This is a genomic window from Xylanibacter sp. (genome assembly GCF_057607445.1).
In genome coordinates this window covers 112,877-126,742 of record NZ_DBLZAX010000005.1, presented here as the reverse complement: position 1 = coordinate 126,742, position 13,866 = coordinate 112,877, and the positions used below count along the sequence as shown (strand labels likewise).

The 13,866-nt window shown below is 48.7% G+C and carries 9 protein-coding genes; 5 read left to right on the top strand and 4 right to left on the bottom strand.

Going from position 1 to position 13,866, the window contains the following annotated elements; all coding sequences use genetic code 11:
• The first annotated feature begins 24 nt into the window (after positions 1-24).
• From ACZMIG_RS05795 to ACZMIG_RS05775, 5 genes are all read left to right on the top strand, one after another.
• The gene (locus ACZMIG_RS05795) at positions 25-2,217 is read left to right on the top strand and encodes a RagB/SusD family nutrient uptake outer membrane protein (protein ID WP_487889232.1); all 2,193 of its coding nucleotides are present in this window, start codon (positions 25-27) and stop codon (positions 2,215-2,217) included.
• Positions 2,218-2,672: 455 nt separating this feature from the next.
• Positions 2,673-4,085, top strand: coding sequence for a threonine/serine exporter family protein (locus ACZMIG_RS05790; protein ID WP_487889231.1), 1,413 nt, complete (start codon positions 2,673-2,675; stop codon positions 4,083-4,085).
• 602 nt (positions 4,086-4,687) lie between these two features.
• Positions 4,688-7,759: a DUF6298 domain-containing protein gene (locus tag ACZMIG_RS05785; protein ID WP_487889230.1), complete on the top strand. Its 3,072-nt coding sequence runs from the start codon at positions 4,688-4,690 to the stop codon at positions 7,757-7,759.
• Between the two features lie 133 nt (positions 7,760-7,892).
• The gene (locus ACZMIG_RS05780) at positions 7,893-8,402 is read left to right on the top strand and encodes an RNA polymerase sigma factor (RefSeq protein ID WP_053397919.1); all 510 of its coding nucleotides are present in this window, start codon (positions 7,893-7,895) and stop codon (positions 8,400-8,402) included.
• 47 nt (positions 8,403-8,449) lie between these two features.
• The gene (locus ACZMIG_RS05775; protein ID WP_021853758.1) at positions 8,450-8,593 is read left to right on the top strand and encodes a hypothetical protein; all 144 of its coding nucleotides are present in this window, start codon (positions 8,450-8,452) and stop codon (positions 8,591-8,593) included.
• Between the two features lie 322 nt (positions 8,594-8,915).
• On the opposite strand, the gene ACZMIG_RS05770 is transcribed toward ACZMIG_RS05775, so the two are convergent.
• Genes ACZMIG_RS05770 through ACZMIG_RS05755 form a run of 4 tightly spaced genes read right to left on the bottom strand, consistent with a single transcriptional unit; the run spans position 8,916 to position 13,702 of the window.
• Entirely contained in the window at positions 8,916-9,881 is a 966-nt protein-coding gene (locus ACZMIG_RS05770; RefSeq protein ID WP_053397920.1) for a glycoside hydrolase family 43 protein, read from the bottom strand.
• A gap of 42 nt (positions 9,882-9,923) precedes the next feature.
• A complete protein-coding gene (locus tag ACZMIG_RS05765) occupies positions 9,924-11,045 on the bottom strand; it encodes an endo-1,4-beta-xylanase (protein ID WP_487889229.1) in 1,122 nt (373 codons plus the stop codon).
• A 7-nt stretch (positions 11,046-11,052) separates the two neighbouring features.
• Positions 11,053-12,474, bottom strand: coding sequence for an MFS transporter (locus tag ACZMIG_RS05760; RefSeq protein ID WP_021853755.1), 1,422 nt, complete (start codon positions 12,472-12,474; stop codon positions 11,053-11,055).
• A gap of 46 nt (positions 12,475-12,520) precedes the next feature.
• Entirely contained in the window at positions 12,521-13,702 is a 1,182-nt protein-coding gene (locus ACZMIG_RS05755) for an SGNH/GDSL hydrolase family protein (RefSeq protein WP_418874552.1), read from the bottom strand.
• Positions 13,703-13,866: the final 164 nt, after the last annotated feature.

Below are 13,866 nucleotides of genomic sequence, written 5' to 3'. Positions count from 1 at the left end.
TAACCGTTTAATAGAATTTTATCAATGAAAACAAATATAATAAAAGTGTTCGGACTTGGCCTCATCGCAAGCATGACCATCACATCATGTAGTGATGACTTCCTTGAGGAAAAGAAGAACTACGATAACGTAAATACAGGTATTTACGACACAGAAGAGGGATGCCTGCGCCGTGTATACGACGTTTACAGCTGGTGTCTGCCTACGGTGAACAGCGACCCCACATGGCAATATCCTTCTACAGGAAGCAACGACACTCAGGCACAGTCGACTGAGGAGTACAGCGGCTTCGGAGCATTCGTTGACCCGCAGAACCCGCTGTCTGTAATGAGCGGAACATCTGTTCCTGACTATTTCTTCGGTACTCCTAACAACATTCAGAACAACGCATGGGGACGTATCCGCAACATCAACGACGCCATTGAAGGCATCTCAGGCGGCGCCCTCTCACAGGAGAAGAAGGACGAATATCTCGGACAGCTCTACTTCTTCCGTGCATGGTGCTACTATAACCTCGTGAAATACTACGGAGGTGTGCCTATCGTAACTGAGGTTCAGGACCCTGTTGAAGGTGTGGTTAACCCTCGCCGTTCAGCAAAGGCTTGTATCGACTTCATCCTCAGCGACCTTGACCAATCAGCCAAAATGCTTGCTGACAAGACTATGAACGGCGGCTGGTCGAGCGACGAATGGGGTATGGTAACAACAGGAACAGCCCTCGCGCTGAAAGGCCGTGTGCTGCTGCTGTGGGCTAGCCCGCTGTTCAACCGTGCCAACGACGAGACACGCTGGAAGAACGCATACACACAGATGAAGGCCGAGCTCGACTCTATCAACTCTTGCGGCTATGGTCTGTTCACATCTACAAACAACGTAAACGGTTCAGACTTCGCACTGCAGTTCAACCAGAGCGACAAGAACCCTGAAGCTGTGTTCGTAACTCTCTACAACACTGTACAGGCCGGCGACGGTCAGAAGAACAGCAACTGGGAGCGCTACATCCGTCCGAAGAACACAACAGGTTCTGGCAAGAACGCTTCTGCAATGCTGATAGACATGTTCCCGATGGCTGACGGTAAGCGCCCGGCTTCTGCCGACACTTACACAAAGCTCGAGGTTTCGTCTATGACATACGACCGCGAACATCCGTTCATGAACCGCGACCCGCGCTTCTACCGCACATTCGCATTCCCCGGCTTCCGCTGGGCTTACAACGGCAACAGCAGTGTTCAGGAGGCTGATCCTAACAACCCGCTGTATGACGACGGAAAGAACTATGAACTCTGGAACTATGTATGGTATACAGACCTCGACGACCAGGGCGACCCTGAGAGCGGAAACGACTATGGTGCAGACAACCTGCTGACAAACTGCTCTGGCGTTTACGTGCGCAAGCGTTCTGACGACTACGATGTAAATACAAACTCTATGTACACCTTCACCGGTACAGCAAGCAACGGCGGATTTGCTTATTCAGCTCAGCCTTACATCGAGCTCCGCTACGCAGAGGTGCTGCTCAACCTTGCTGAGGTTGCATGCGGTGCTGGCGAGCTGACAGACGCCGTAAGCTATCTGAAGCAGGTTCGTGCCCGCGCAGGCTACACCGGCGAGAACAACTACGGACTGCAGAGCAACCTTGAGTCAGACCAGGCTGCATGTATGTCGGCCATTCTCTATGAGCGCCAGATAGAGTTTGCATACGAAGGCAAGCGTTTCGACGACCTTCGCCGCTGGATGCTCTACGACGGTGGTGCAACAAAGGTTGAGGGTGCGCCTTCAACATGGACACTGACAGGATGGGGCGGCAACACATGTACATGGCTCGGCTTCAAGCAGCTCAACGGACAGCGCCGTGAGAACATGGAATTCCGCGTAGCCGACAAGTATGGTGTCGGCGGAACAACAGCCGACAGCGACCCGCTGCTGAAGAACGGCGGAACACGCTGTGCAGCAGTAGACCTCCGCAAGGAGCTCAACCCGCAGTTGGAAACTCTGAAGACATGGTACAGCGACAACCTCGTTCGCAAGGACAAGAAGGGCGACTCTTACGACCAGAACAAGGTTAAGCTCTACATGAACTTCCTGCCCCGCTACTACTTCCTCGGACTGACACAGGGAGCACAGAACAACAACAAGGCTCTGGAGCAGACCATCGGTTGGGAAGACAGTCAGCACGGAGGTTCAGCCGGAACATTCGACCCGCTGGCAGACGAATAAACATCGCTAATCTATATAAAAAGAGGCATGCCGCAAATGGCATGCCTCTTTTTTATATCCCATACACAAGGCTGACGGTGAAACATCAGACACGAGCCGCAGACACGCCGACTACCACCGTAAGCCAGCACCACTCCCCGCCCTACCGACACATTCATGCATTCTGCATGGAATTTACTTTATACCATGTGAAAGACAACAGCCCTTGACCGTAATTTCTGCCCTTGCAGACAACCTAAGCGGCACCAATCAGCACATAGCAAAACCATGATGCGGCAAAATCAGAATGGCATACTTGTAACAAAAGTCAAAAAACACCAACTAACAAAACAAAATGTATATTATGAAAAGACTATTTTGCCTTAATTACATAGATATTTTGTAATTTTGCACCCTGAAAATGAGCATAGGTATGACTATTCGTCAAATTTCATTAAAATAAAGGCAAAAAGATTATGGAAGAAACTCAGCAGTCTGACTCCCTGGAGGTGTTACGCCGTAAACTCGACCTGCTGCTGCGCACCGGTCAGTTATTGATGGAAAGTTCGGCAGACACCAGCCGCATAATACGCAACATGGACCGCACGGCGGCATATCTGGGCCTGCCGGAAAAGAAGCTGCACATTCACATCACCTACAACATGCTGATGGTAAACCTCAGCGACAAGACCCATTCTTTCTCTAAATTTCAGCGCTGCGACAGGCACGGCATCAACATGGACGCCATATCTGCCATAAGCAAACTGTCGTGGAGGGCTATCAAAGAGGACTATACCCTCGACCAATACGAGAAGGAGCTGGAAAGAATAAAGAACAAGAAGCGCAACTACAGCCCGTGGCTCACAGCCATAGGAGCCGGTCTGGCCTGCGGCGGCTTCTGCGTTCAGTTCGGCTGCGACTGGCCTGCGTTTATCTATTCTTCGATAGCAGCCATAGCAGGCTTCCGCCTTAGAGCATGGCTCAACTCGACAGGCTCCAACGAATACGTCAACATTGCCTTTGCAGCATTTTTCTCCACACTGCTGGCATGCCTGTCAGCATACATCTCGCTGCCGGTGATTGAGTCGCACATACCGTCGGCACTGATACCCTTCACACACAGCGACACACCTTGGCATCCGCTCATGGCCTGTGCCCTGTTCATCGTTCCGGGCGTACCGCTGATCAACTTTGTGAGCGACATGCTCGACAGCCACATCAGCATAGGCATAACGCGGGCCGTCAACACGCTCATGATAGTGGCGGCCATGTCGTTCGGCATAGTAATAGCCATCAAGGTGTGCGGCATAGACAACTTTGTGAAAGACCTCAGCATGACGCCACACAACAGTTATCTGGCCTATGCCGTGGCGGCAGCCATATCGGCCATGGGCTTCTCTATGATATTCAACATACCGCGGCGTCTGCTCTGGGTGGTGGCCACAGGAGGCATAATAGCCGTATGCACGCGTAACTTCGTGAACCTCGGACCGAGCAACGGCAACGTGGGACTCGACTGGGGCCTCATCCTTGGCTCGCTCATAGGCTCGTCGCTCATAAGTATCATCTGCATAAAAGCCGTTCACATATTCCACACGCCTCACCACTGCCTGTCTATCCCAAGCGTCATCCCGATGGTGCCGGGCGTGCTCATGTACAGGGCTCTCTTTGCACTGATAGAAATGCACGGAGTGGTCGGCGAGCTTACCATCGCCATACATAACGGCATAAGGGCGTCGCTGATTATTCTCGGCATAGCCATCGGCGTGGCCATTCCTAACATATTTGCACGCAAATGGATTGCACCTGAACGCCATAAGAAACTGATAAAGATGATAGCCGAGCGCAAAGTGAGAGGCAAGTTTGTCGACCTTGAACACATGAAATAACCTCTGACTCAGCGGCCACAGCGACTGCACGGAAGGTATGAAAGACGGACCGGCATGACAGTTTCTGCAACATATAAAGAAAGGCCGGGGCTGATGAAAATATAAAAGGTGTCCTTTTGCACTGCGAAAGGGCACCTTTTGCATTGTAAAAGGGCATCTTTTAAGAGCCAAAAGACGGCATTTTGTAACGCATTGAATATCAACATGTTATCACACAGAAACAATCAACCTCAGCCATACCCCACTGATAGGGCCCAACAATGGCAGCCGCGGCTGGATAATGAGGCCTGCTGCAAGCCCAAACGCGAATATCCCGGCAGACCGAATACTGTCTGATTTTATAAGCAGACGGATGCTTTCTGCCGGGTATGTTACTTTTTCTGCCGGATTGCCGTATGTCTGTTCTTGACGTAAGCAGCCATACCTGCGAAAAATCCGTCGGCCATCCACATCATATTAAACGAAAAAATCCTGCCTAATCTCTATGACAGATTTGGGTTAAAAGAAAAAAATTGGCGCAGAATAATAAGTACAATAAAAAAACATACGCGTCGTTTTGTAAGTATAGGTAATTACTGAAACAAACAATTTGTCAATCTGATATGAAAAAAAATCTAACAAGCCGCTGCCTTGCCATTCTGCTGATAGCCGGATTGTGCACAGTTAATGCCATGGCAGGCAAGGCAAAAAAAGAGGTTTACATTCCGATGGACTATTCGGCATGCGGATATCATGCGTCTGAAATAGCCATTCCGGATGTACGAAACGCTGTCTTCGTGGGCAGCAACGGGGCCGACTGCTACGAGAAACTGCAGCGCGCCATCAACTACGTGTCGGCACTGAAACCCGACAAGAACGGCCACCGCGGAGCCGTACTGCTGGGCGAAGGCACTTTCAGAATAAGCAAACCGCTGCGCATAAGCACATCGGGAGTGGTGATAAGAGGTGCCGGACGCGGCAAGACCACCATAATAAAGCAGGGCTATGACAGAGGTGCACTGCTCTATATCGAGGGCGGAATGAAGATGACTAGAGGCGACACCATTGCCGTTGCAGGCGAAAAGACAATGGCCGGAGCCACTACGCTGACGCTGGCATCTGCCGCCAAGATACAGAAAGGCAGCCGTATAAGAATTGTAAGGCCGTCGACAAAGGAATGGATAGCGTCGCTATGCTGCAACGACTTCGGCGGAGGACTCGACTACACCGGATGGAAACCCACAGATATAGACATAACATGGGACAGAACCGTCAGCGCCGTAAACGGCAACAGCATAACGCTCGACGCGCCAATAACCACCACGCTCGACAAGAAATACGGCGGGGGCTTCGTTGTTACGGGATATAACAGCGCAGAGATAAGCGAATGTGGCGTTGAGAACCTTACTCTCATGTCGGAACACAACTCATGGAACCCTAAGGACGAAGACCACTGCTGGGACGCGATTTGGGCTGACAATGCGCGCGACTGCTGGGTAAGACGTGTAGAATTCAGGCACTTCGCAGGCAGCGCTGTAAATTTGCAGAAGCAGACAAGCCGCATAACAGTTGAAGACTGCATTGCAGGCGAGCCTGTGTCTGAAACAGGAGGATGGCGCAGATGCGTGTTCATAACACGCGGACAGCAGACCCTGATACAGCGCTGCGTGTCGCGCCAGGGCATACACGACTTTGCGGCAGGCTTCTGTGCGGCAGGTCCCAACGCCTTTGTACAATGTGAGGGCGAAAACTCTTTGGGCTTCAGCGGAAGCATTGGCTCATGGGCAGCCGGACTGCTGTTTGACATTGTGAACATCGACGGCAACGACATAAGCTTCAAGAATCTTGAGCAGTTCCAGTTTGGAACGGGCTGGAACACGGCCAACAGCATGATGTGGCAGTGTACAGGCTCAACTCTCTACTGCTATTCGCCCGACAGCGACAACCGCAACAGCGCACACGGATGCTGGGGCACGCTGACAGGCAACGCCGAATGGACAAGCAGCAACGACCACGTGCAGCCGCGCAGCCTCTTCTACGCACAGCTCGAGAAGCGCATGGGCAAAGAAGCCATAAACGGATACATACTGCCCAGAAACACCAACGCATCGAGCAGTCCTGAGATTGCACAGGCGCAGATCATGGCACAGGTGTCGCTGACACAGCCAAGACTGACTATGGAGATGTGGATAGACTCTGTGCCCTACACAGCAAATACATCGGCCAAAGGCGTGAAAGACATTGAGAGCGTAAAAGGAAGCAAGTATAACGTGGCTGAAAATGGCGGCAAAGCCATGAAATTTGCAATAGAGAACGGCCACATCACTGCCGACGGCAAGCTGATAACGGGCAACAACTACCAGATACCATGGTGGGCCGGACGCGTGAAGGACAACTTCGTGAAGAAAGGCGCACGCCCTGCCATAACACGCTTCGTGCCGGGACGCGAGGGCACCGGCTGGACTGACCGCATAGACTCTGTGGTGACATATCTCGACAAAAACAACTTCTGCATCTTAGACCACCACTACGGACTGTGGTATGACCTGCGCCGCACTGACCATGAGCGCGTGCGCCGTGCCGACGGCGACGTTTGGGCTCCGTTCTACGAGCAGGCTTTCAGCCGTACAGGTCAAGGCACCGCATGGGACGGCCTGAGCTGCTACGACCTTACAAAGCCTAACCAATGGTACTGGATGCGACTCAACGAGTTTGCAGAAAAAGGTGCAGAGAAAGGCATACTGCTGTTCAACCAGAACTATTTTCAGCACAACATACTCGAGGCAGGAGCCCACTGGGTAGACTGTCCGTGGCGTCCGGTGAACAATGTCAACGGCACCGACTTTCCCGAACCTGTGCCTTTCACAGGCGACAAGCGCATATTCATGGCCGAGCAGTTCTACGACATCAACAACCCCATACTGCGACCGCTGCACAAGCAGTACATCCGCCAGTGTCTCGACAACCTCAAGGACAAGGGCAACGTGGTGCAGCTGCTGAGCGAGGAATATACAGGTCCGCTGCACTTCACACGCTTCTGGCTCGAGACAATAGCCGAATGGGAAAAAGAGACAGGCCTGCATCCTATGGTGGCGCTGAGCTGCACAAAGGACGCCCAGGACGCCATACTTGCCGATCCGGAGCTGTCGAAGGTGGTAGACATCATCGACATAAGATACTGGCACTACAACACCAAGGGACTTTGGGCGCCAGAGGCAGGCAAGAACCTTGCTCCGCGACAGTTCATGCGCAAGATGAAGGTAGGCAAGACTGGATTTGCCGAGGCATATAATGCCGTGAAGGAATACCGCACAAAGTATCCCGAAAAGGCCGTAACATTCTTCTCGCAGCAATATCCGCAGTATGGCTGGGCCATCCTCATGGCCGGAGGCTCTTGTCCAAACGTGGCCATAGGCAGCGACAAACTGCTGACCGACCTGACAAAGATGAGCTACATCAGCGGCGAAGGCAACTCAGCCACTCAGGTGATAGGCAACCCTGCCGTTGGATATGTGATATATGCCCATGCCGAAGGCGACATTACGCTCAACGTTGAGAACGGAAAATACACACTGCATGCCGTCGACACGAAAAGCGGACTGGTAAAAACTGTGAAGAAGAGCGAAAAAATTTCAGGCACATACACAATAAGCGGTAAAGCCAAAGACACAGCCTACTGGCTGGAAAGATTATAAGAAATCATAGAATTTACTGATAACAGGTGTTGATTTTACACGTCAATACCTGTTTTTCGTATTTATAAATCAATTTTTCCCATTCTTTTAAGCCGTTCATCACTAATTTTGCAGCAAAAGAACGAGAAAACCTATGATTAACTTTACCGAACTTTACGACAAAACAATTGATAACCTTTTCGCATTCGGAACCAAATTCACCTCCGACCGCGAAATGATTAAAGACTGCATACAGGACGTCTTTGTCAAGTTGTACACCAAACGCGGTGAACTTGAATCAGTGATCAACATTGAGTCGTATCTGTATGTATCATTAAGGAACAGAATCAACGACGAGTTCAGACACAACACTCATGTCTGCGACAACGAGATTAACGATAACAACGTAAAGCCGCTCTTCGACAGCGAGACGTACGACATGGAGCGCATAGAAGAAGAGCAGAAAAAGAACAGCACCCTTACAGAATATGTTAAATGCCTGTCGCCCAGGCAGCAGCAGATAATAAAGCTCTACTATATTGAGCAGCGCAAATATGACGATATCTGCCAGATTATGGGCATAAACTATCAGTCGGTGCGTAACCTCATGCACAGAAGTCTGCTAAGATTGCGTTTTTTAGCAGCAAGAAATGAGGCTGTATAAAGAGTACAAAACAAACTGCTTGCCGTCATATTATAAAATAATATAAGATGGCAAAAAAACAGAACATTAAAACAATGGCTGACAGGATTCTGTCAGGCAACAGATTTAACATTCCCCCTCTTACAGAGATGGAGAAAAAAGAACTCAAAGAGAGAACTCTATTGACTATTTTACAGCTGAAAGAGCTTTAACGCATAATACACTTTTTTATAATAGCAAACGAGAACGGCCGCAAATCTTATGATTTATGCGGCCGTTCGTTATCAAAAAGACTTATTTTTACCATTATTTATTACAACGCATTTTTAGCACGCCTATCTATTTTCGCATACATCAACCGCAGCATATCCTGTATGTAAAAGCCAAAAAGAAGGCATTGCAGCATAACCGGCACTGCAAACGAAACGTACCTAAGGCAAAACCGTACATATATAAAAACAGGACCGCAACACTGCGGCCCTGCCAGAATAATTGATATAATCTAATACAAATCAGGCTTAGTCAGACACCTGATTATTCGCTTTTTGCTGTCTTTATTTCGCCTTCTTCGTTGACATCAAGCTCAAGCACCTTCAGACTTCTTAGCCATGTAACGTCGTTAGAGGGCACACAGTCGTGATGGAACAGATACCATTTGCCTTTATATTCAACAATAGAATGGTGAGTTGTCCAGCCTACCACCGGCTCAAGAACCACCCCCTTGTATGTAAACGGACCATAAGGGTTATCGCCAACGGCATAACACAGCAGGTGGCTGTCGCCGGTTGAATAAGAGAAATAATACTTACCATTGAACTTGTGCATCCATGAAGCCTCAAAGAAGCGGTGAGGATCAGAGGCAGCAAGCGGCTTGCCGTTTTCGTCAACCACAAGCACGGGCTTCGGCTCTTCGGCAAACTGCAGCACGTCATCGGTCATCTTAACCACTCTTGACGGCAATGCAGGCTCATCTCCTTCGGGCAGATACTCCTTGCCCATGGCCTTGTTGTCCTTATAGCGCTGAAGCTGTCCGCCCCAAAGTCCGCCGAAATATACATAAATAGAGCCGTCATCATCCTTGAAGACACAAGGGTCTATCGAGTAAGATCCGCGAATATGGTCGGCCTGCGGCTTAAACGGACCTTCCGGTCTGTCTGCAACAGCCACTCCAAGGTGGAACACATCGTTCTTGTCCTTTGCGCTGAAGATAAGATAATACTTACCGTCTTTCTCAACGACATCATTGTCCCACAGCTGTCTGCCTGCCCATGGAATATCCTGCAGGTCGAGAATCTTGCCACAGTCGGTAGCCTCTTCGTTCTCTATATCAGTGAGCGTGAGCGCATGATAGTCTTTCATTTCGAAATGACCGCCGTCGTCATCAAACGCAGCACCTGAATCCCAGTCGTGAGACGGATAAATATACAGTTTGTCGTTAAACACATGTACAGACGGGTCTGCCATATAATCAGACGGGAAAAGATATCTTGCTTTTTTCATGATTATTAATTTTAAAAGTTGTTTCTATTTAATTTATTGAACTTATTTCTCAAAGATCTTTATAATCTTGTCGACCACCGGCTTAGGCTTATTGCTGCGGTCGAAGAGGAGCGGATAGTTTACACGTCCGGGAACGGGGAAATCGTTAAGCCACGAACGTGTGTCTGTAACACCCCACAGAGTTACGCGCGAAATCTGTCCGCGATGGCGATAGTAGATATTGAAAATGTCGAGATAACGCTTTTCAAACTCTTTTACAACATCCTCGGGAAGTCCGTTCTTATACGGATTCAGTGCATCAGCATACTTGAAGTTCTGGCTTATCTCTGCTCCGCCAAACTTTTCAGGATTTGGCAGGACATTTACATCAAGCTCAGTAATCATCACCTTAACGCCACAGGCAGCAAAGGCGTCTATCGACTTCTCGTATTCATCAAGGTCGGGATATTCGAGTCCGTTGTGCGACTGCATTCCGATACCGTCAACGCGGTAGCCTTTCGACTTCAACTCTCTGACAATACGGCAAACTGCGTCGCGCTTTGCTGGCTTTGCCAACGAATAGTCGTTGATATAAAGTTCCGCATTAGGATCGGCCTCGTGGGCAAACTTAAATGCAAGTTCAACAAATTCAGGACCTATTATGCGATAATATGGAGAATTACGGAAGGTGCCGTCATCGTTAAATATCTCATTTACAACATCCCATCCCAAGATACGTCCCTTGTAACGGCCTACAACTGCTGAAATATGACCGTGCATACGGTCGATGAGTACATCGCGTGAAACGGTGTCGCCACGCTCGTCGGTAAACATCCATACAGGAGGCTGAGAATGCCATACAAGGCAATGACCGATAATGGCGAGACCATTGTCCTGACCGAATTTTACAAAACGGTCGGCATCGTCCCAGAAGAAACGGTTTTCTTCAGGATGAATCTCCTCCCCTTTCATACAGTTTTCTGCCACAATAGAGTTAAAGTTATTCTTAACGACGTTTGTTTCATCCGGCGTCCTGTTCCATATCTGGTCAACATTCATGGCCGCTCCGACTAGGAAGTAACGTCCCAATACATCTTTAAGAGTCTTGGTGCTTCCGGCAGAAGCGGGCAATGCACTTGCCATAGCGAACATACATGCCAGCAAAAATACTACATTTCGTTTCATTTTTATATTAAGCTTTTTCAGTTGAACGTTTTTCTATTTCCATGTTTATCTTGTCAATAACCTCGTCTGTAAGCTCATATTTTGAAATTATGAACATTGAAAGGCCTAACAGCAAGGCCGGAATGACAGCTACAAGCCAAAGAATACCCTGCTCTGCAAAAGCAGTCTGCGAAACAGAATTGTTCTTGTCGAAACCGACAAAAGCCAGAATAAGGCCGGGAACAACGCCTCCGAGAGCCATACCGGCTTTATAGAATATACCGGTAAGGGCGTTTACGATGCCTGAAATACGCTTGCCATGAGTGTATTCGCCATAAGAAATAACCTCAGGAACGAGCGCCCACATATATCCCGTGGCAACGATAACTCCGGTAGACTTGATAAACTGTGCAAGATATACCAGCCATATCTGTGAACGGAGCGACGGCACCATTGAGATAATATAAATAAGTATCATACCGAGAATGGCAACAGACAAGAAGATGTTGAACATGCCACGCTTGCCAACCTTGCGCTTGATGGCCGGAACCATAGGCATGAAAATAAATGCCGGTACTGAACCAAGAGCCATGAAGTAAGCCAGCTGGTCGGCTGAAGAGTGTATGTTGTAAATCATGTAATAAGAACCGGCAGAGTTGCCTATTGCCATCATGGCGAAAGCCGTTACAAAGAAGAAGGCAAGAATGCGCAACGGACGGTTGCGGCGGAACTCAACCCAAAGGTCGCTCACCTTAACATCGTCGGTCTCACTCTTATCCATAACCACACGTTCCTTTGTCTGAGTGAAGCAGAACAGCAGCAACACAAGACCGGCCACTGCATAGATGGCCATTGTTACGAACCAGGCATTGGCTGATTCAACGGTATTTATCTTGCCGTCGGGCGATAATGTTGCCACAATCATAGGTATGCCATATGCAACGGCAAGTCCGCCGACGTTGGCAAGAAACATTCTTACAGACGTAAGCACGGTTATCTCTTCCGTATCGCGGGTCAGCGACGCATTAAGCGCACCATAAGGCACATTTATCAGAGTGTAGAGCATAGACATGCCCACATAAGTGATGTATGCATAAAGCAAAGACCCGGAGAAGCCATCCCAGAAACATAATATGGCGAAGCCCGTAAGCGGCACGCCGGCCAGCAAAAGGTAAGACCTGTACTTGCCAAACCTTGGATTATGCTTATCGACATAGGTTCCTACAACAGGGTCCCAGATAACATCCACCACCCTGACAATCAGGAACATAAATGCAGCAGCAGAAGGGTCGAGGCCATATACGTTTGTATAAAACATAAGCAGATACATCGATATGGTCTGATAAATAAGGTTTTGGGCCAAATCACCTGATCCGAAACCTATTCGCTGAAGCCACGACAGCTTGTAAAAGCCTCTCGAGGCTGCGTTTTCCATCGTGTTTGAACTCATCTTTTTTAATTTAAATTTGTTTTGTAACTAAGGTAAACCAATTATGCTATTTTATTATTTTTGCGGCATACTCACCCATAACCTTATATCCTGCGGCATTAGGATGCAGCCAATCGTCCTGCAAATCTGCCTTTAACTTTGAAGGCTCTGAAGGATCGCGCATAAGCTTGTCAAAGTCTATCACGTCATCAAACGTTCCGCTCGTCCTTATCCACTCGTTCACTGCCTGTCGTGCAGCCTCACGGAAGAATGTAAAATAAGAATGTCCGGCAAAAGGAGTTATCGTTGCTCCATATACCTTATATCCACGTTCGCGTGCCTTCTTGGCAAGCTGCTGATAAGCCTCAATAAGCTTGGCTGCCATAGCCTCACTGTTGCCGTTGATAGAACCCAAGTCGTTGACACCCTCAAAAATCACCACAGCCGAAACGCCTCTCTGTGCCAGGATATCCCTGTCATAGCGCTGCATGGCAGGCGTACCGAGTCCGCCGTTCAACACACAGTTACCGCCAATTCCGAGGTTAAGCACAGCCAGGTTCTTTCCGCCGGCCTGCAGGTTTGTTGCCAGGATGTCTGTCCAACGGTTCTGCATATTTGTAGTACTTCCTCTACCGTCTGTTATCGAGTTACCCAACACGGCCACTGCACTATTTTCATTTCCGCAAATATCTATTGCTGAAATATTGTACCAGTGGTCTACCTTTATTCCTTTTGAGAAATCGCTGCCGGGCTTTGACACACCTTTAATAATATATGACGTTGTACGCGAACCGAGATGTGATGTGGCTTCTGAAGGCGTGCTGCCATAATTTATTGTTATGGCAAGGCGCTGCAGCGGTTTAAGGTCAAACTTAACGGCATCAGACATTACAGCCTTGCCGGCTTCAATGGTAACATTGCGTTTCTTGCCAAAAGTAAGATACTTTGCCGAACTCTTGTCGATAACACACGAATCTTCTGCATCTGCGATGTAAACCGACTTGATTTCAACAGGCGTCTTGCTGTATTCGTTTGAAAGTTGAAGCCTCAAGACATCTCCACCAACCGAAACACGCACAATCTGACGCAACGACATGCCCGACAAGTCGGTCTCGGCAGGCATATCCTTTCCGGCAGCAAGCTGAGGTGCCGCTGCCCATGTGCCGGTCCACCGGTTATCCTTAACATCATTACCGGCATTGGCACTCATTGCAATGCTCAACAGAGCAACAATAAAAAACTTTTTCATGTTATTAAATATTAAAGAAACAAGCCGTCGGTGTCACAGCCTTGATGAAAAAGCAGACATCAGTCAGGCTTATACAAAATCAAAATTATTTATCAATTGCAAAAATACTCCATTGTTTTCTAAATGGGGATTATTTTCGTTACCATTGCGTTTCAATTCGTATC

What these genes read in the sequence shown, in the direction of transcription:
- ACZMIG_RS05795 (WP_487889232.1), top strand. Translation starts at nt 25, where the DNA reads ATGAAAACAAATATAATAAAAGTGTTCGGACTTGGCCTCATCGCAAGC.
- ACZMIG_RS05765 (WP_487889229.1), bottom strand. Translation starts at nt 11,045, where the DNA reads ATGAAACGAAATGTAGTATTTTTGCTGGCATGTATGTTCGCTATGGCA.
- ACZMIG_RS05755 (WP_418874552.1), bottom strand. Translation starts at nt 13,702, where the DNA reads ATGAAAAAGTTTTTTATTGTTGCTCTGTTGAGCATTGCAATGAGTGCC.
- ACZMIG_RS05770 (WP_053397920.1), bottom strand. Translation starts at nt 9,881, where the DNA reads ATGAAAAAAGCAAGATATCTTTTCCCGTCTGATTATATGGCAGACCCG.
- ACZMIG_RS05785 (WP_487889230.1), top strand. Translation starts at nt 4,688, where the DNA reads ATGAAAAAAAATCTAACAAGCCGCTGCCTTGCCATTCTGCTGATAGCC.
- ACZMIG_RS05780 (WP_053397919.1), top strand. Translation starts at nt 7,893, where the DNA reads ATGATTAACTTTACCGAACTTTACGACAAAACAATTGATAACCTTTTC.
- ACZMIG_RS05775 (WP_021853758.1), top strand. Translation starts at nt 8,450, where the DNA reads ATGGCAAAAAAACAGAACATTAAAACAATGGCTGACAGGATTCTGTCA.
- ACZMIG_RS05790 (WP_487889231.1), top strand. Translation starts at nt 2,673, where the DNA reads ATGGAAGAAACTCAGCAGTCTGACTCCCTGGAGGTGTTACGCCGTAAA.
- ACZMIG_RS05760 (WP_021853755.1), bottom strand. Translation starts at nt 12,474, where the DNA reads ATGAGTTCAAACACGATGGAAAACGCAGCCTCGAGAGGCTTTTACAAG.